This is a genomic window from Streptomyces sp. GbtcB6 (assembly GCF_019091475.1).
Classification (GTDB): Bacteria; Actinomycetota; Actinomycetes; order Streptomycetales; family Streptomycetaceae; genus Streptomyces; species Streptomyces hyaluromycini.
In genome coordinates, this window is record NZ_JAGXJL010000035.1 from 88,026 (window position 1) to 105,893 (window position 17,868).

A 17,868-nucleotide genomic window follows, 5' to 3' on the forward strand; every position below is an offset into this window, starting at 1 on the left:
GCCTGATGCGTGGGGGGGAGGGGCGGGCGGCGAGGGCTCAGCCGGCGAACCAGCGGACCGGCCTCGGCGCGAGGTTCTGGTAGACGTGCTTGGTCTCGCGGTACTCGGCGAGCCCGGCGGGCCCCAGCTCGCGGCCGGTCCCGCTCTTTCCGAAGCCGCCCCACTCCGCCTGCGGGAGGTAGGGGTGGTAGTCGTTGATCCAGACGGTGCCGTGCCGCAGCCGGCCTGCCACCCGGCGGGCGCGTCCGGCGTCGGCCGTCCAGACGGCGCCGGCGAGGCCGTACTCGGTGTCGTTGGCGAGGGCGACCGCCTCGTCCTCGGTGCGGAACGTCTCGACGGTGAGGACCGGGCCGAAGACCTCCTCGCGTACGACCCTCATCTCGCGGTGGCACTGGTCGAGGACGGTGGGCTCGTAGAAGTAGCCGGTGGCGGGGCGGTCGGCGGACGGTTCGGGCCGCTTGCCGCCCGCGCGCAGCACCGCACCCTCCGCCAGCGCCGACGCCACGTATGCCTCGACCTTGGCGCGCTGCTGCGCGGAGACGAGCGGGCCGCACTCGACGCCGTCCGCGGTGCCCCGGCCGAGCCGGATCCTGGCCGCCCGGCGGGCGAGTTCGGCGACGAACCGCTCCCGCACCGGCTCCTCGACGATCAGCCGGGCGCCGGCCGAGCAGACCTGGCCGCTGTGGATGAACGCGGCGTTCAGGGCCTGGTCGACGGCGGTGTCGAAGCCCTCCTGCGTGGCGCAGGCGTCGGCGAAGACGACGTTGGGGTTCTTGCCGCCCAGTTCGAGGGCGACCTTCTTGACCGACACGGCGGCCGCCTGCGCCACCTTGACCCCGCTGGCCAGGCCGCCGGTGAAGGAGACCAGGTCGACGTCGGGGTGCCCGGAGAGGCGGGCGCCGACGGTGTGGCCGGGGCCGGTGACGAGGCCCGCGACCCCGGCGGGCAGCCCGGCCTCGGCCAGCAGTCCGATCAGCGCGACCGTCGTAAGCGGGGTCAGCTCGCTCGGCTTGACCACGAACGTGTTGCCGGCCGCCAGCGCCGGGGCGATCTTCCAACTCGCCTGGAGGAGCGGGTAGTTCCAGGGCGTGATCAACGCGCACACGCCCACCGGTTCGGATACGACGACACTGTGGACGTCGGCCGAACCCGCGTCGACCACCCGGCCAGCGCCCTCCGCCGCCACCAGGTCGGCGAAGTAGCGGAAGGCGTCGGCGACACAGTCGATGTCGACGCGGCCCTCCTCGGCGGTCTTGCCCGCGTCCCGGCTCTCCAGGAGCCCGAGCTGTTCGCGGTCGCGTACGAGGAGGTCGGCCACCCGGCGGAGCAGGGCGGCGCGCTCGGCGACGGGGGTCCGGGGCCAGTCGCCGGTGTCGAAGGCATGCCGGGCGGCGGCCACCGCCGCCTCCGCGTCCTTCTCGTCGCCCTCGGCGACCACGGCGAAGGGCAGGCCGTCCGCGGGGTCGATGATCTCGCGCGTCGCGCCGGAGACGGCTGCCAGCCACTCGCCTCCGGCATGAATGGTCGCTCGTGCCGTGCTGTCCGCCATGATCGGTATTGCCTTCCGTTCCTGTTCGGTGCCCCCGGGTGACATCCGGGTCACACTCGGGGACTGCCGGCGCCTGCCCTCGGCCTCGGATTGCATGCGCAATCGTCGGCCGAAAGTGTGCGGCGTCACTGAACAGTCGGACAGAACGAAATAAAACACCCTACGAAGGGCGGCCACATGCGGCCGCCCGGCCGATTGAGCGGGCCGGGCGCGCGGGAGGGATGGCCCTTCGGGCTCAGGTCAGGGCGTGGCGCTCGCCGATTCGGCGGGCCCGGCGTGCCGGGGCCGGCCCCTGGTCGAGATCTGCCCGACGAGCTCCCAGAAACAGACCAGGGCCGTGACGGGCGGAATCCCGAAGATCACTAAGGACAGCAGCGCATGGGAGGAGTGGCTGATGCACAGCCCCACCGCCACGACGGAGGCGACCAGCACGACACACCAGGACCGCCGCGCGCTCCGGCGCTGCGCGGTGGCCCGCAGGACGGACAGCGCCGCCACGAACCACGGACCGTAGACCGTCAGCGGCCAGTACTGCGCCAGCCCCCCGGGGAGCACCGACGAGGCGATGCCGCGCAGCTGCGCGTAGGAGTAGCAGACGGACCAGGCCAGCATGGACACCGCACACAGCGAGACCGCCACGATCAGGAACGTGATGTGGGTGACGCTCCGGCCGCCGTCGAACAGGTGGGAGTCGTGCCGGACCCGCCGGCGGCTGCCCCGGCGCTGGGCCGGCACGTCCACCAGGGTGGGGGCCGCGGCCACAGCGGTCGGTGCGGACAGTATCTGCGCCAGCTCCTCGACCGGGTCCCAGTCGTTCGGCGCGACGTCCGACTCCGGGACACCCCAGGCGTGGTCGTAGAGACCGGGATGATCATAGAAGCCGGTGTGGTCGTAGAACCCCGGACCCGGGTCGTGCTGAATCCCGTCCATCGATTAACCTCCGCACCCTGTCTCAGAACGCCGCGTACAGATCCGCCAGGGTCCGCCGATATTCGTTTTCCATCGCATTGATTCTCGTCAGGAAATCATCGAGCAGGTCCGAGCATGAGGTGATATCCATACCACCGGGCCAACGCAGCACGGTTGTCGGATGATCTTCGGCTGCGCACCAGTCCAATCGCGTCACGGTCACCTAACGACCGTCACACGGGGCGGGAGTTGGAGCGTTCGGGGGAATTCAGTCACCCGGAAGAGAAGTTATAGAATACCTACCTATTCACAATTGAAGAAATTGTGAATAGGCGGGAGGTCACGCTCTGTGAATACGGAAACTAACTTAATGACGATGTGACCGGCGGTGCGGGAGTCGGTGAGGAGGGCGCGCAGGCGTTCCCTGCGGGTGGGGCCCGCCTCCTCGGTCTCGGCGAGCGCCGCTGGTCAGAAGTCGGCCGGCGGGTCCTCCACCAGGGCGAGGTGCTTCAGCAGCCCGCCGAGGGTGAGGGCGGAGGGCGCGAGCCGACGGCCGAGCGCCGCCGCGTCGAACCCCTCGCTCTTCCAGGCGAAGGTGCGCCGCTGCCGCTCCAGGGAGCCGATCAGGGTGTCGAGTTCCGTTCCGGCGGCGGGCGGTTCCCACCAGACGGCCGACCGGGTGTCAGCCGCCGTTGCTGCTGTCGTTGCCGTTGCCGTGGCCGACCAGCAACTCCCTTACGCAGCGCCGCAGCCAGGCGTGTGCCGGGTCGGCGTCGTGGCGCGGGTGCCAGGCCAGGCCTAGGGGGATCGGCGGCAGCGGCAGGGGGACCTCGAAGGTGGCGAGGCCCAGGGCGGTGGCCAGCGGGACTCCCCAGGAGCTGATCAGGCCGATCAGGTCGGAGTCGCGCAGCACGAAGAGGGAGGCCGGGAAGGTGCCGACGGTGCCCACCACATGGCGTTCCAGGCCGAGTTCGGCCAGCGCGGCGTCGACGGGGCCGTGCAGCTTGCCGCGCCGCGAGACGTTCAGGTGACCGGCCGCGGTCGCGTACCGCTCGGGCGTCAGTTCGCCGGCCAGCAGCGGGTGTCCGGACCGTACGACGCCGAGCATGCGGTCCTCGTGGAGCTGCTCCACCCGCACCTCGGGCGCGGTGGTGTCGATCGCCCCGACCTCCAGATCGGCCGTGCCCTGCCGCAGGTACGGCAGGTCCACATGGGCCTCGGCGAGGAAGCGGATGCGGATGCCGGGCGCCTCCGCGGCGGCCCGGGCGAAGAGGGTGGCGGCCTGGGTGCCGGCGATCGCGTCGGAGCCGATGATGGTGAACGTCCGGGAGACGGTGCGCAGATCGGTGTCCCGGCCCGGTGCGAACAGCGCCCGCGCCCGTTCCACCACCGCGCTCACCTCGGCACGCACGGCCAGTGCGTGCGGGGTCGGCACCATCCCGCGTCCGGCGCGCACCAGCACCGGGTCGCCGAGGGCTCTGCGGATCCGGCCGAGGGTGCGGCTCATGGCCGGTTCGGACAGATGCAGCCGCCGCGCGGCCCCCTGCACGCTCTGCTCTTCGAGGAGCACGTCCAGCGCGACCAGCAGATTCAGGTCGAGGCTGCCGGGGGAGCCGGTGGATTGCGTCATACGCATTCGTCCCTTGCAAAGGTTGCACTGGAAAGCAGGTCAGCGCCGACCCTACGGTGACAGGGCATCCCACACCACCCACCAGCTCCCCGGGAGGAGCCGTGCCCTCGCACGCCCTGAAACGCCCTGTCCTGCTCGTGCTGTGCGCCTGCGTGCTGGTCGCGCAGAGCATGGTCGCCGCCATCAACCTCCTCATCCCCGAACTGGCCGCGTCGGCCCTGCACCCCTCGCACAGCGAGATCCTGTGGACCGTCGACGCCTATGTCATCGCCTTCGCGGCGCTGCTCATCCCGGCCGGCGCGCTGGGCGACCGGTACGGCCGCAAGGGCGCCCTGCTCGCGGGTCTCGCCCTGTTCGCGGCGGGCGCGGCCACCAGCGCGCTCGCGCCGGACCCCGCCGTACTGATAGCGGGCCGCGGCCTGTCCGGCGCCGGAGCCGCCCTGATCACCCCGGCCACCATGTCGATCCTGGTCCACCTGTCCGCCCCCGAGCAGCGGGCCCGCGCCCTCGCCTCCTGGACCCTGGCACTGGGCCTGGGCGGCGCGGCCGGCAACCTGGGCGGCGGCCTGGTCGGCCAGTTCCTGTCCTGGCGGGCCCTGTTCGCCGCCATGGTCCCGCTGGCCGCCCTGCTCGCCCTGGCCGTCGCCGTCGTCACCCCGCGCACCGGCCGCTCCGCGCGCAGCAACCTCGACCCGCTCGGCACCCTGCTCCTCACGGCCGGCCTGGTGGCGGTGCTGTTCGGCATCATCGAGGGCACGACGTACGGCTGGACGTCGGCGCCCATCCTCGGCTCCTTCGCGGCGGGCGCCGTACTGACCGCCCTCTTCACCGCGCACGCCCTGCGCTCGCCGCGCCCCCTCTTCGACCCCCGCGTCTTCGCTTCCGCCCGGCTGCGCTCGGCGTCCCTCGGCACGGCGGCCGGCTTCTTCGGCCTCTTCTCCCTCTTCTTCGTCAACTCGCAGTACCTGCAGGGCGTCAAGGGCTACGACGCGGCCGTCACCGGCGTCGCGATCATGCCGCTGACGATCGGCATGGCCCTGGTCCCGAGGCTCGCCGCCCGCTGGGCGGGCCACCCGCGCGCGGTGGTCGGCGCCGGGCTCGCGCTGATCGGCCTCGGGCTGCTCGGCGCGTCCACCGTCGACGCGTCCACGCCGTACTGGACGTACGCCTGCTGGCTGCTGGTCATCTCGGCCGGTACCGGTCTGTCCATGCCCGCCCTCACCCTCGGCGTGGTCAGCTCGCTCCCGCCCCACCAGGCGGGTCTCGGCTCCGGGCTCGGCACCACGGCCCGCGAGACCGGCGCGGCCCTCGGGGTCGCGGTCACCGGCACGATCCTGTCCGCGCACGGCGACCTCGCCTCCGGGATGGGCCCGGCCCTGCGTACCGTCGCGCTGCTGGTGCTCGCGGCGACGGCGCTCGTGGTGGCCGGTTACGGCGGCCGCACCCCGACACGCTCTATCGCGTCCGATCCGGAACGCGTACTATCGCGTTCTACCGGCGCCTGAGCAACTCCCCGCACACTACGGCCCGTTGAGGAGCCCCCATGCCCGCCCTCCTGAACCCCGTCCTCGACCTGCTGACCCTGCGCGGCACCGTCACCGAGGTCGAGCAGATCACCGCCCGCATGCGCCGCCTGCGCATCGACGGCGACCAGCTCGCCGGCCTCGACGTCCGGCCCGGCCAGCAGGTCCGGGTCCTGGTGGCCGGCCTGACCCTGCGGACGTACTCGGTCTGGCGCTACGACCCGTCCGGCGTCGTCGAGTTGTGCGTCCTCGACCACTCCGAGGGCGGACCCGGCGCCCGGTGGGGCCGGACCGTCGGGGCGGGCGAGCAGGTACGGCTGCGCAGGCCCGAGGGCACCTTCACGCTGCGCCCCGACGCCGCCCACCACGTCTTCGTCGGCGACGAGACGGCCGCGGTCGCCTTCGGCGCGATGCTCGCGGCGCTGCCCGAGGAGGCCCGGATCTCCGGGTGCGTCGAGACGGAGACGGCCGCGGACCGGCTGCCCCTCGCCCACGCGGAGCGCCTCGACTGGGTGCTCAGGGCCGGGACCTCACTGCCGGAGGCGGTACGGCGGCTCGCTCCCGAACCCGGCGGGGTCGCCTACGTCGCCGGGGAGGCGCGGGCCGTGCAGGCGGTGCGGAAGGTGCTGGTCCAGGAGGCGGGGTGGGACCGGCGCGCGGTCCTCACCAAGCCGTTCTGGACGCCGGGCAAGCGCGGGATGGAGTGACACCCAGGAGCACCGCCGTCTGCCGCGGAGACGGGAACGGGCCCCGTTCCGGAGGAGTCCGGAGCGGGGCCCGTGGGGTGCGGGAGGCTCAGATGAGGCCGAGGGCACGGACCGCGTCGCGCTCCTCCGCCAGCTCCTGCACCGACGCGTCGATGCGGGCGCGGGAGAACTCGCTGATCTCCAGGCCCTGGACGATCTCGTAGACGCCGTCCTTGGTGGTGACCGGGAAGGAGGAGATCAGGCCCTCCGGGACGCCGTAGGAGCCGTCCGACGGGATGCCCATGGAGGTCCAGTCGCCGTCGGCGGTGCCGTTGACCCAGGTGTGGACGTGGTCGACGGCGGCGTTGGCGGCGGAGGCCGCGGAGGAGGCGCCGCGGGCCTCGATGATGGCCGCGCCGCGCTTGGCGACGGTCGGGATGAACTCCTCGGCCAGCCACTTCTCGTCGTTGACGACCTCGGCGGCGTTCTTGCCGGCGACGGTGGCGTGGAAGATGTCGGGGTACTGGGTGGCGGAGTGGTTGCCCCAGATGGTGAGCCGCTTGATGTCGGCGACCGTCGAGCCCGTCTTCTTCGCGAGCTGGGTCAGCGCGCGGTTGTGGTCGAGGCGGGTCATCGCGGTGAAGCGCTCGGCCGGTACGTCCGGCGCTGCGGCCTGGGCGATCAGCGCGTTGGTGTTGGCCGGGTTGCCGACGACCAGAACCTTGATGTCGTCCGCGGCGTGGTCGTTGATGGCCTTGCCCTGCGGCTTGAAGATGCCGCCGTTGGCCTCCAGGAGGTCACCGCGCTCCATGCCCTTGGTGCGGGGGCGGGCGCCGACCAGGAGGGCGACGTTGGCACCGTCGAAGGCGACGTTCGGGTCGTCGGAGATGTCGATGCCCGCCAGGAGCGGGAAGGCGCAGTCGTCGAGCTCCATGGCGGTGCCCTCGGCGGCCTTGAGCGCGGGGGTGATCTCCAGGAGGCGGAGCCGGACCGGCACGTCCGCGCCGAGCAGCTGGCCGGAGGCGATGCGGAAGAGCAGGGCGTAACCGATCTGGCCGGCCGCGCCGGTGACGGTGACGTTCACGGGAGTGCGGGTCATGGCGTTCTCCGTATGACAGCTGGCGGTGGGCGTCCTTGCCCTGGGTGCCCTGGGGTGCGGACGTACAAATGATCGATCTCTTGGTATCAAGAGATCCACCGGTCAGGCTATCGCGCATCAAGGATGCCGGAGGTCGAGGGGTCGGTGTGGCTCACCCCACAAAAGAGGCGGCCGCCTGTCCGGGAGAGGTGAGACAGGACGGCCGCCACTCGGGGGTACCGGTTTCCGGACTCCCGTGGGGGGATACACCTCGCGTGCCCAGGAAAGAGGCCGGCATTCCTGTGTGCCGCCGGTTTCTTCGCCGGCCGGCGTTGCTGCGGGGGCCGGGGGCTGCCCCCCGGCCCCCGCTGTCGGCCTTCGGCCTCGTCCTCAAACGCCGGACGGGCTGTTCTGGGTCTACGTCGTGCACCCCTGCTGCCCCGAAGCCAGCGTCGCGCACGCCTTCGCCTGTGCCGCGTCCCGCACCGCCACCATCGGCGTGTACGCGATCGTGTCGCCGGTGGCCGTGATGGAGCCGCGCTCCGTGGTGGTCCCGGCTGTGACCCGGACCGCGTCACCCTGGGCGGCCCCGGTGATACGGCCCCACGCGGCGCCGCAGGTCCTGCTGTAGCGGACCTCCAGGGTGGTCGCGCCGACCGCGACGGTCTTGGCGGTGGTCACGAGGTCGCCGCTGCACCCCATGGCCTCCGCGTCCTTGCCGGTGCACCCGGCGCCCGCGCACTTCACCCCGGCCGGGAGATCGCTGCTGGTGCCGGTGGAGGGGGTGGCCGAGGAGCCGTTGCCCTGGTTCTTCTTCCCGCCGCCGTCGCCTCCGGTGAGGAAGAGGACCGCCGCGATGACCACGACCACGCCGACGACCCCGGCGAGGAACATCGTCAGCCGCCGCCGGCCGCCGCCGGGCGGGGCCGGGGGCGTGGCCGGGCCGCGGGAACCCGTGCCCTCCCGGCGGTTCGCGTCGGGCGCCGTCGGCTGGGGCGGGATGGTGGGCGAGACGCCCGCCGGCCCGGCGATCCCCGGCATCGCCACGGCGCTGCCCGCCCGGCGCGGCGCCTTGCCGCCGGCGGCGGTGGTCGCGGACGTGGCCGGCGGCGCCCCGAACTCCCCCAGCGCGGCCCGCGCCTGGGAGATCCGGATCGCCTCCATGGTCATGTCGTGGCGCATCTCCGAACGGCTCCAGGCCCGTTCGGCCAGCTCCCACATGGTCGTGAGATGGACGGGATCGGTGTCGGTGACCTCGGCGAGCGCGACGACCGCGCCCTTGGGCGCCAGCAGACGGCCGTTGAGATAGCGCTCCCAGGACGTCTTGGCGTAGCCGGTGCGGTCGGACAGCGCCGCGACGCTCAACCCGCCGCGGTCCACGAGCCGCCGCAGCTGGGTCGCGAACTCCTTGACCTGCGGATCGAGTTCATCCGGCAGGGCTTTCCAACGAGGCATTGCTTCCCCCCTCTTTCCCCCGGTTCGGTGCCGTGTCTTCCCCCGCGTTTCCCCATGCGCGGTGCCCCCGCGCCGGGTCCCCGTTCTGGCTACCCACCGGGATGCGGCGGCCCCGGCGGACAGTCCCCGAGCAGGGGGCGCACAGGAGCATCGACCCGTCCGGCATGCACCGTTGCACGCCGACCGCCGTACGGTCCAACGGGCCGCTGACTCGTCCAGATTGGACACGTTAGCCCGGCTGTGAGTCGGCTTCGTGACATATCCGCGAACTTGTCAACACATCGACACACCGGTCATCCAGCCGTGACCTCGCAGGCCACAGGGCGCACAGCTCACCCGAGAGCCACGGCACCGACGACCGCCACCAGGAGCAGCACGAGCAGCAACAGGACCGCGTACAGCAGCAGTCGGCCGTGCGGGCGCGAGGCCGGCTCCGGCTCCGGCCGGTCCCACCACGGGAGGGTCGGATCGTCCTCGTACCCCTCCGCCTCCCCCGCGCCCTCCGGGCGGTCCGGCGTGGTCGCCGGGCGCGGCCAGGCCTGGACGGCCAGCTCCCAGCGCACGGCGTGCCGTTCGGCGTCGGCATCGGCCAGGCCGGCGACCCGGCACAGCCCGACGACAGCCTGGCGGGGCGGCGGCTGCACGGCGTTGAGATAGCGCTGCCAGGAGGATTTGCTGTAGGCGGTGCGGGCGCCCAGCGCGACCAGGCTGAGGCCGGTGTCGTCCTTGAGGAGCCGCAGCTGCTCCACGAAGTGCCGTACCTCCGGCGGGAGCCCCTCCGGCAGCGGCTGCCAGCCGCCCATCACACACCTCCACGGCCTGCCCCGTTGCCAGTTCGTTGCCAGTTCAGAGCGGGTGACGACGGTGGGCGTCCCGACGGTTCCCGCAGGCTGTGGCAGTACGGGCGGCCCGTAGCGGAACTGTCACATCTCTGCCACCGCCGACGGACAGCCGTTGAACAGCCGCGGCACGGTGGGAAGGCTGATTCCAGACGGCGGTCCGTCCTGCTCGGGGGAGGGGACGGGCCGCCTTTCGGACAGATCCCGTCGGACAGATCCCGTCGGAACAGATCCCGTCGGACGGGTCGCCGGTCAGTTCGCCGGTCCGCCCGGGGTCACCAGCCCCGTCTCGTACGCCAGCACCACCGCCTGCGCCCGGCTGCCCAGGTCGAGCTTGGTCATGGTGCGGTTGAGGTGGGTCTTCACGGTCGCCTCGCTGATGTAGAGGCGGTCGGCGATCTCCAGGTTGGACAGCCCGCGCGCGGTGAGCTTGAGGACCTCGACCTCGCGGGAGGTCAGCACGTCGAGGTCGGGCGGCGGTCCGGCGTCGGGGCCGTGCCGGTGGGCGAAGGCCTCGACCAGGCGCCGGGTGACGCTGGGCGCGAACAGGGCGTCACCGCCGTCCACCGCGGTGACGGCGGTCAGCAGCCGTTCGGGGCCGGAGTCCTTGAGGAGAAACCCGGAGGCGCCGGCGCGCAGCGCGCCGTACACGTACTCGTCGAGGTCGAAGGTGGTGAGGACGAGGATGCGGGGTGCCGGGCCCTCCGCCTGGGCGAGAATGCGCTCGGTGGCCTCGATGCCGTTGACCCCCGGCATCCGGATGTCCATGAGGACGACGTCGGGCCGGGTCTCGGCGGCCAGCCGCACCGCCTCCGCACCGTCCCCCGCCTCGCCGGCCACCTCGAACCCGGGGGCGGCCTCCAGCAGGCCCACCAGGCCCGCGCGGATGAGGAACTGGTCGTCGACCACGAGCACTCTGGTCATCCGGTACGGTCGTCCCCTCGCCGTGCGAGTGCGGCCGATGTCGGCAGGGTCAGCTCGACCGCGAAGCCGCCCTCGGAGCGTGGGCCGACGGTGATCGTCCCGCCGTAGAGCTTGGCCCGCTCCCGCATGCCAATCAAGCCATGTCCGGCGCCCGTTCGCACTCTGTCCGGATTCACCCCCTCTCCGTCGTCGCGGACGGACACGGTCAGCTCGTGCGGCCCGTACCGGAGCAGCACGCGCGCGTGGGCGCGGCCGGCGTGCTTGAGGACGTTGGTGAGCGCCTCCTGGACGACCCGGTAGGCGCACAGCTCCACGCCGGGCGGCAGCGGCCGGGGGTCCCCCTCGACCACGAACTCGACGGGCAGTCCGCCGGCCCGCACCCTCTCGACGAGCTCGGCCAGCCGCGCCAGGGTCGGCATGGGAGCACGCTCGGCGGCGCGCGGATCCTCGTCCCTGAGCACCTGGAGCATGCGCCGCAGCTCGTCCAGGGCCTCCCCGCTGGTGTCGGCGATGGTGCCGAGCGCCCCGCGCGCCTTCGCCGGATCGGACTCGAAGACGAATCTGGCGAGCCCCGCCTGCACGGAGATCACCGACATGTGATGGGCGACGACGTCGTGCAACTCCCGTGCGATCCGCCCGCGTTCCTCGGCGACCGCCCGCCGTGCCCGCTCGGTCTGCTCGGCCCGCAGATGCCGGGTGAGCACGGCGGACCGCTGCGCGAGATGCCCGAACCAGACCAGCACCGAGCAGTACAGCAGTGCCTGCATGACGACCGACGGCATCGAGGAGTTGTCGGTGACGATCCCCGCGTACAGCCACATGCCGGTCATGCAGGCCGCGCAGCCGACGGCGATCCGGACCGGCCGTACCGAGGCGATCGTGTACAGCGCCAGCATGGAGCCGAAGGTGCACACCACGGGCCAGAAGCCGAGGCTGACGTAGACGATCGAGGCGCCCTGCATGACGGCGAAGACCGCGACCGGCCACCGCCCGCGCAGGGCGACGGGCAGCTGCGCCAGCCCGATCAGCGCATACGCCCGCGCGTCCGGCTGCGGCCACCCCTGTGTGGGCGACTCCCGCCCCAGCAACACGGCCATCACGACCGTCATGCACGCGATCAGCGCGTCGGCGGCGAGTGGGGGCGGGTTCCGCGGTCGCATCGCCGCAGCGTAGCCCGGGGCCCGCAGAGAGCGAGTCAATCGCCGGACGTACCGCGGAAGTTGTAGGGGGTTCAACCGAAAGTGGGATTCGCGAACGGAGCCGGATCCCTACCTTCGAACCGGGGGAGGAGGCCCGCACCCACCGGGGGAGGTGCGGGCCATTTCTCAAGCGCGGGTCACAGCTTCAAGCGCCCGCGCCGGAGCGCCCCGACAGGGGCGCGGGGCTGTGCCGGATTTGCGGCTACCGCCGCGTGGGCGCGAACAGCCCCCACGCGCCCGCAGCCGACGACGAATCCTCAGCTCTTCATCGTGAAATGCAGCGTGTCCTTCAGATAAGGGATCACCAGCCACGGCTTCGGCTGCGCCATCAACGCCAGCAGCACGATCGCCAGCCCCAGCACCCCGTACGTCACGATGTCCGTGAACCGCGACCGGACCGCCAGCATCCCTACGCTCGGCAGTATCCACCGCATCACCCCCCCGGCCAGCAGCGCCGCCCCGATCAGCAGCGCGCCGATCCGGAACTGGTCCAGCGAGGTCAGCAGCAGCCCCACCCCGACGGCCGCCAGCACGACCAGCATCGGCCACTGCCGGGCCGGCGCCGGCAGATCCCCCGACGCGGCCCTGCCGCCCCCTTCGGGACGTGCCGTGTCCCGGGTGAACAGCGGAAAGCGCCGGGTCGTCCGGCGCCCCGCGCCCTGCTCGTGCCCGCGGTCAGCCGACACTGCGCTCCGCCGCCTCGACCACGTTGACGAGCAGCTCCGCCCGGGTCATCGGCCCGACACCGCCGGGGTTCGGGGAGATCCATCCGGCGACCTCGGCGACCCCGGGGTGCACATCGCCGACGATCTTGCCCTCGGCGTTGCGGGAGACGCCGACGTCGAGGACGGCCGCGCCCGGCTTGACGTCCTCGGGACGGATCAGGTGCGGGGAACCGGCGGCGGCGACGATGATGTCGGCGCGCTTGAGATGCGAGGCGAGATCGCGCGTACCGGTGTGGCACTGCGTGACCGTCGCGTTCTCGCTGCGCCGGGTGAGCAGCAGCGGCATCGGGCGCCCGATGGTCACGCCGCGGCCGACGACCACGACCTCGGCGCCCTTGATCTCGACGCCGTGGCGGCGCAGCAGGGTGAGCACGCCGTTGGGGGTGCAGGGCAGCGGCGCCGGCTCGCCGAGCACCAGCCGGCCGAGGTTCATCGGGTGCAGGCCGTCCGCGTCCTTGTGCGGGTCCATCAGTTCCAGGATGCGGTTCTCGTCGATGCCCTTGGGCAGCGGGAGCTGGACGATGTAGCCGGTGCAGGCGGGGTCGTCGTTGAGCTCGCGGACGACCGCCTCGATCTCCTCCTGGGTCGCGGTGGCCGGGAGTTCGCGCTGGATGGAGGCGATGCCGACCTGCGCGCAGTCGCGGTGCTTGCCGGCGACGTACTTCTGGCTGCCGGGGTCGTCCCCGACGAGGATCGTGCCGAGGCCGGGCGTGACGCCCTTCTCCTTCAGCGCCGCCACGCGGGCGGTCAGATCGGACTTGATCGCGGCTGCGGTGGCCTTGCCATCGAGAATCTGGGCGGTCATGGCTCCATCCTCGCGGATGCCGGTCTCCCGGTTCCAGTCGGGTGTGCGGTCATGATCAATGATGTTGCACTTGCACAACACATCGCGAATCGGGGTGGACAACAACACGCCCGTACTAAACGATGAGCGGCGCAGTGTCGCGGTCCGGTGGGGGGCAAACCGCTCAAATCATGACGTACCTCCGTCCTTGTCCGCGTCGTCCCCGCAGGTCCAACGGAGGAAACGCGTCATGAGTTTCGGCTCGCCCAACAACCCCTACGGTCAGCCGCAGGACCCGCAGCAGGGTCAGCCCGGCTATGGATACCCGCAGCAGCCCGGCTACCAGCAGGCCCCGCAGGGCGTGCCGCCGCAGCAGGGCTACGGCTATCCCCAGCAGCCGGGCTACCCGCAGCAGCCCGGCTATCCCCAGCAGGGCGGTTACGGCTACCCGCAGCAGGGGTACGGCGCGACTCCGCCCTACGCGAACTGGGGTCAGCGCTTCGGTGGCACCGTCGTCGACGGTCTGGTCTTCCTGGTGCCGTACATCATCGTGATCGTCGGCAGGAACAACGCGGCGATCCGGGCGATCGGCCTCCTCGCCGTCCTCGGCGTCGCCATCTGGCAGCTGATCATGGAGGGCCGCACCGGTCAGACGGTCGGCAAGAAGGCGCTGGGCATCCGCCTGGTCAAGGAGGCCACCGGCCAGCCGATCGGCGTCGGCATGGCGTTCGTGCGCCGTATCGCGCACATCCTGGACAGCCTCGCCTGCTACCTGGGCTGGCTGTGGCCTGCGTGGGACTCCAAGCGCCAGACGTTCGCCGACAAGGTCTGCGGCACGATCGTGATCCGCAGCAACTGAGCGTTCGCCGGTACTCCAAGGGCCGTGTCCCCGCGTCGGGGACACGGCCCTGGTGTTTGCGGTCTCCGTGCGACGGCTCAGTGGAAGAAGTGCCGCGTGCCGGTGAAGTACATCGTCACGCCCGCCTTCTTCGCGGCCTCCACGACGAGTTCATCCCGGATCGATCCTCCGGGCTGCACAATCGCCTTGATCCCGGCCGCGCTCAGGACGTCGATGTTGTCCGGGAACGGGAAGTAGGCGTCCGACGCGGCATAGGAACCGCGCGCCCGCTCCTCACCGGCCCGCGCGATGGCGAGTTTGCAGGAGTCGACGCGGTTGACCTGGCCCATGCCGACGCCGACCGAGGCGCCGTCCTTGGCGAGCAGGATGGCGTTGGACTTCACGGCCCGGCAGGCCTTCCAGGCGAACGCGAGCTCGGCCAGTTCCTCGGCGCTGAGCGCCTCGCCGGTCGCGAGGGTCCAGTTGGCCGGGTCGTCGCCGTCGGCCTGCAGGCGGTCGGTGACCTGGAGCAGCACACCGCCGTCGACCGGCTTGACCTCGACCGGGTTGGCGGGGGCGCCCGGCGCCTTCAGCACCCGGATGTTCTTCTTCTTGGCGAGGGCTTCGAGGGCCCCCTCCTCGTAGTCGGGCGCGACGATGACCTCGGTGAAGATCTCCGCGACCTGCTCGGCCATCTCCTTGCTCACCGGCCGGTTGACGGCGATGACCCCGCCGAACGCCGACAGCGGGTCACAGGCGTGCGCCTTGCGGTGCGCCTCGGCGACGTCCGAACCGACCGCGATGCCACAGGGGTTGGCGTGCTTGATGATCGCGACGCACGGCTCGTCGTGGTCGTACGCGGCACGGCGCGCGGCGTCCGTGTCCGTGTAGTTGTTGTACGACATCTCCTTGCCGTGCAGCTGCTCGGCCTTGGCGAGGCCGCCGCCGGAGGCGTCGACGTAGAGGGCGGCGGGCTGGTGCGGGTTCTCGCCGTAGCGCAGGGTGTTCTCGCGCTCCCAGGTGGCACCGAGGAAGTCGGGGAACTGCGACTCGTCCACGGGCGCGTACGCGGAGGCGAACCAGCTCGCGACCGCCACGTCGTACGACGCCGTGTGCTGGAAGGCCTCGGCGGCGAGCCGCTTGCGGGTGGCGAGGTCGAAGCCGCCGTCGCCGACCGCGGCGAGGACGTCGGCGTACCGGGCGGGGCTGGTGACGACGGCGACCGAGGGGTGGTTCTTGGCGGCGGCGCGCACCATCGACGGGCCGCCGATGTCGATCTGCTCGACGCACTCGTCGGGCGAGGCACCGGAGGCGACGGTCTCGCGGAACGGGTAGAGGTTGACGACGACGAGGTCGAACGGCTCGACGCCCAGCCCCGCCAGCTGCTGCCGGTGGTCCTCCAGGCGCAGGTCGGCGAGGATGCCGGCGTGCACCTTGGGGTGCAGGGTCTTGACCCGGCCGTCCAGGCACTCCGGGAAGCCGGTGAGCTCCTCGACCTTGGTGACGGGGACGCCGGCGGCGGCGATACGGGAGGCGGTGGAGCCGGTGGAGACGAGCGCGACACCGGCCTCGTGCAGTCCGCGGGCGAGCTCTTCGAGCCCGGTCTTGTCGTAGACGCTGACGAGCGCGCGCCGGATGGGCCGCTTGTTGCTCTCGGCGGTGGCGGTCACTGGATAACTACCTTTCGTCCCTCAATGCGATAGCCGTTGCGGGCGATCCGCCCCACGACCTCGACGAGCAGCCTTCGCTCGACGTCCTTGATGCGCTCGTGCAGAGCGCTCTCGTCGTCCTCGTCCCGGACCTCCACCACGCCCTGAGCGATGATCGGCCCGGTGTCGACGCCGTCGTCGACGAAGTGGACGGTGCAGCCGGTGACCCTGGCGCCGTACGCGAGCGCGTCCCGTACGCCGTGGGCCCCGGGGAAACTGGGCAGCAGGGCGGGGTGCGTGTTGACGGTCCGCCCCCCGAACCGCGCCAGGAACTCCTTGCCGACGATCTTCATGAACCCGGCGGAGACGACGAGGTCGGGTTCGTGGGCGGCCACGGCGTCGGCCAGCGCCCGGTCCCACTCCTCCCGGGTCCCGAAGTCCTTCACCCTGGTCACGAACGTCGGGATCCCGGCCCGCTCGGCACGCGCGAGCCCCTCGATGCCGGCACGGTCGGCGCCCACGGCGACGACCTCGGCGCCGTAGGCCTCGACGCCGTTCTCGGCGATCGCGTCGAGGAGCGCCTGGAGGTTGGTGCCGGATCCGGAGACCAGCACGACGAGGCGCTTGACCACGGGCTTGGCGGCCACGGTGGGGGCCCTTTCTCGGGGGAGCGTCGGTACGGCGGCCGGACGCGCACCCGCTTTGTACATTCGTACGAGTGCTTCGCGCCCCGGGATACGGGGAAGTCTACGAAGCGGCCGACCGTCAGCAACGATACCGGCACACCGGGCAGCCCCCACGGGACGGGGGCGTGGCCGGAAGGTAGCGTCTGGGAGGTACCGAGGCGGGAACGCGTCCGGGATACGGCGCGTTCACGGGGTAAGCAGTCGTTTCGGCTGCTGTGTCGATCACCCGGAGCCATCCGTCCTGTCCAGCCGTATCCAGCCGTAGCCGTATCCAGCCGATGCATCAGCTCTGTTCTGTTCATCTTGATCTAGGGGAAGACGCTCACTTGATGCCGGACCGCAGCCTGGGACTTCGCATGCTCCCCCCGCAGTCGGTACAGGGAGGGACGCGCGCTGCCGTGCTGCTGCGGGAGCGGCCGGCCTCGCCGCCGGACGCGCCCTCGGACCGGCCGAAGGGCGACCAGCAGGACGACAACCCCTTCGCCCCGCCGCCGGAGGGCACGCCGGACACGCCCTGGCGGCCGCGCCGCCCGGCCGGTGACGACGATCAGGGGGCGCCCTGGGGCAGTCAGTGGAGCGACCGCCAGCCCGGCCGGCAGTCCGGCGGGTTCGGCGAGCGTCCCGACGGCGGCCCGGGCGGCGGCGGTCAGGGCGGTCCCGGCGGGCCTGGCGGCCCCGGCATGCGCTGGGACCCGACCGACCCGGCCCAGCGGCGGGCGCGGTACGCCCTGCTGTCCGGCATGTGGGCCTTCCTCTTCGCGCTCTTCAGCTGGCCGTACGTGGCGCTGCTGCTCGGTGCCCTGGCCGTCTACTGGGGCATCAGCGCGCTCCGCGCCAAGCCCCGCACCCCCGACGAGGCCGCCACCGGCCGTCCCCAGACGACGGCGGCGATCAGCGGCCTGGTCACGGCGTCCCTGGCGCTGGCCCTGGTGGCGGCGAACTTCACGGCCCAGATGGTCTACAGCGACTACTACACCTGCGTCACGGACTCCCTCACCAACGAGGCCAAGCAGTCCTGCGACCACCTGCTGCCGCAGGAGCTGCGGGGGGTACTGGGGAGCGGGAACAGCTGACGGAAGGCCGGAAGGGTCAGGGGCCGTCGGTGTCCTCGGCGGCCGGTTCGGACAGCTTCCGCAACGTCGTCCAGCGGGCCCTGCGTGTCGCCTCGTCCTCCCAGAGTCCGGGCAGCGGGTCCCCGGGCAGCACCCCGTGCGGCTCGGCCGGCAGCGCCTCGTACCTCTCGGACGTGTCGCCGTCGCCTTGATCGGGCAGCAGCCCGACCACCACGACCTGGGCCGGGGCCGGGGTCGGCACCGAGGCCGGGGCCGGGGCCGACGGCGTACGGCTCCTCTGCTTCCGCCGCTTCCGCTGCTTCTGCTGCTTCTGCTGCTTCC

The 17,868-nt window shown here is 72.1% G+C and carries 18 protein-coding genes and 1 pseudogene; 4 read left to right on the top strand and 15 right to left on the bottom strand.

What is annotated here, in order from left to right:
- Window positions 1–37 precede the first annotated feature (37 nt).
- The 5 genes from KVT45_RS39980 to KVT45_RS40000 all read right to left on the bottom strand — a co-directional run bounded on the left by KVT45_RS39980 (window position 38) and on the right by KVT45_RS40000 (window position 4,094).
- A complete protein-coding gene (locus tag KVT45_RS39980; protein ID WP_217554261.1) occupies window positions 38–1,549 on the bottom strand; it encodes an aldehyde dehydrogenase family protein in 1,512 nt (503 codons plus the stop codon).
- 240 nt (window positions 1,550–1,789) lie between these two features.
- Window positions 1,790–2,479 carry a DUF2637 domain-containing protein gene (locus KVT45_RS39985; RefSeq protein WP_217554262.1) on the bottom strand — a complete coding sequence of 230 codons (690 nt, stop codon included), beginning with the start codon at window positions 2,477–2,479 and terminating at the stop codon, window positions 1,790–1,792.
- 22 nt (window positions 2,480–2,501) lie between these two features.
- Entirely contained in the window at window positions 2,502–2,681 is a 180-nt protein-coding gene (locus KVT45_RS39990) for a hypothetical protein (protein WP_217554263.1), read from the bottom strand.
- Window positions 2,682–2,926: 245 nt separating this feature from the next.
- The gene (locus KVT45_RS39995; protein WP_217554287.1) at window positions 2,927–3,085 is read right to left on the bottom strand and encodes a DUF664 domain-containing protein; all 159 of its coding nucleotides are present in this window, start codon (window positions 3,083–3,085) and stop codon (window positions 2,927–2,929) included.
- A gap of 55 nt (window positions 3,086–3,140) precedes the next feature.
- Window positions 3,141–4,094 (bottom strand): LysR family transcriptional regulator, encoded by a 954-nt coding sequence (locus KVT45_RS40000; protein WP_217554264.1) that lies wholly within the window; start codon window positions 4,092–4,094, stop codon window positions 3,141–3,143.
- Between the two features lie 95 nt (window positions 4,095–4,189).
- On the opposite strand from KVT45_RS40000, the gene KVT45_RS40005 reads away from it, so the two are divergent.
- Both KVT45_RS40005 and KVT45_RS40010 read left to right on the top strand, forming a co-directional pair.
- Window positions 4,190–5,593, top strand: a complete 1,404-nt coding sequence (locus KVT45_RS40005; RefSeq protein ID WP_217554265.1) for an MFS transporter — start codon at window positions 4,190–4,192, stop codon at window positions 5,591–5,593.
- 38 nt (window positions 5,594–5,631) lie between these two features.
- Window positions 5,632–6,318, top strand: coding sequence for a siderophore-interacting protein (locus KVT45_RS40010; protein WP_217554267.1), 687 nt, complete (start codon window positions 5,632–5,634; stop codon window positions 6,316–6,318).
- Between the two features lie 88 nt (window positions 6,319–6,406).
- On the opposite strand, the gene KVT45_RS40015 is transcribed toward KVT45_RS40010, so the two are convergent.
- From KVT45_RS40015 to KVT45_RS40045, 7 genes are all read right to left on the bottom strand, one after another.
- Window positions 6,407–7,396, bottom strand: a complete 990-nt coding sequence (locus KVT45_RS40015; protein ID WP_217554269.1) for a malate dehydrogenase — start codon at window positions 7,394–7,396, stop codon at window positions 6,407–6,409.
- Between the two features lie 396 nt (window positions 7,397–7,792).
- The gene (locus KVT45_RS40020) at window positions 7,793–8,830 is read right to left on the bottom strand and encodes an XRE family transcriptional regulator (protein ID WP_217554271.1); all 1,038 of its coding nucleotides are present in this window, start codon (window positions 8,828–8,830) and stop codon (window positions 7,793–7,795) included.
- A gap of 332 nt (window positions 8,831–9,162) precedes the next feature.
- Window positions 9,163–9,633: a helix-turn-helix transcriptional regulator gene (locus KVT45_RS40025; RefSeq protein ID WP_217554272.1), complete on the bottom strand. Its 471-nt coding sequence runs from the start codon at window positions 9,631–9,633 to the stop codon at window positions 9,163–9,165.
- A 288-nt stretch (window positions 9,634–9,921) separates the two neighbouring features.
- A complete protein-coding gene (locus KVT45_RS40030; protein ID WP_217554273.1) occupies window positions 9,922–10,593 on the bottom strand; it encodes a response regulator transcription factor in 672 nt (223 codons plus the stop codon).
- Window positions 10,590–11,753, bottom strand: a complete 1,164-nt coding sequence (locus KVT45_RS40035; RefSeq protein ID WP_217554274.1) for a sensor histidine kinase — start codon at window positions 11,751–11,753, stop codon at window positions 10,590–10,592. Before KVT45_RS40035 ends, KVT45_RS40030 begins: the two co-directional genes overlap by 4 nt.
- Window positions 11,754–12,049: 296 nt before the next feature.
- Window positions 12,050–12,478, bottom strand: coding sequence for a DUF3017 domain-containing protein (locus KVT45_RS40040; RefSeq protein ID WP_217554275.1), 429 nt, complete (start codon window positions 12,476–12,478; stop codon window positions 12,050–12,052).
- Window positions 12,468–13,322 (bottom strand): bifunctional methylenetetrahydrofolate dehydrogenase/methenyltetrahydrofolate cyclohydrolase, encoded by an 855-nt coding sequence (locus KVT45_RS40045; RefSeq protein ID WP_217554276.1) that lies wholly within the window; start codon window positions 13,320–13,322, stop codon window positions 12,468–12,470. The genes KVT45_RS40040 and KVT45_RS40045 overlap by 11 nt, the downstream gene beginning before the upstream one ends.
- A gap of 229 nt (window positions 13,323–13,551) precedes the next feature.
- Between KVT45_RS40045 and KVT45_RS40050 the strand changes: the two genes are divergently transcribed.
- Entirely contained in the window at window positions 13,552–14,160 is a 609-nt protein-coding gene (locus KVT45_RS40050) for an RDD family protein (protein ID WP_217554277.1), read from the top strand.
- Window positions 14,161–14,237: 77 nt separating this feature from the next.
- Here KVT45_RS40050 and purH read toward each other — a convergent pair whose 3' ends face one another.
- Complete coding sequence (gene purH / locus KVT45_RS40055) at window positions 14,238–15,809, bottom strand: bifunctional phosphoribosylaminoimidazolecarboxamide formyltransferase/IMP cyclohydrolase (RefSeq protein WP_217554278.1); 1,572 nt, start codon at window positions 15,807–15,809, stop codon at window positions 14,238–14,240.
- On the bottom strand, window positions 15,806–16,435 hold the full coding sequence (purN, locus tag KVT45_RS40060) for a phosphoribosylglycinamide formyltransferase (protein WP_217554279.1): 630 nt from the start codon (window positions 16,433–16,435) through the stop codon (window positions 15,806–15,808). Before purN ends, purH begins: the two co-directional genes overlap by 4 nt.
- 368 nt (window positions 16,436–16,803) lie before the next feature.
- Here purN and KVT45_RS40065 point away from each other — a divergent pair, with 368 nt between their 5' ends.
- Window positions 16,804–17,547, top strand: a complete 744-nt coding sequence (locus KVT45_RS40065) for a hypothetical protein (RefSeq protein ID WP_217554280.1) — start codon at window positions 16,804–16,806, stop codon at window positions 17,545–17,547.
- Window positions 17,548–17,563: 16 nt separating this feature from the next.
- On the opposite strand, the pseudogene KVT45_RS40070 reads toward KVT45_RS40065, so the two are convergent.
- Window positions 17,564–17,868 (bottom strand): annotated as a pseudogene (locus KVT45_RS40070) (hypothetical protein); the annotation flags it as partial.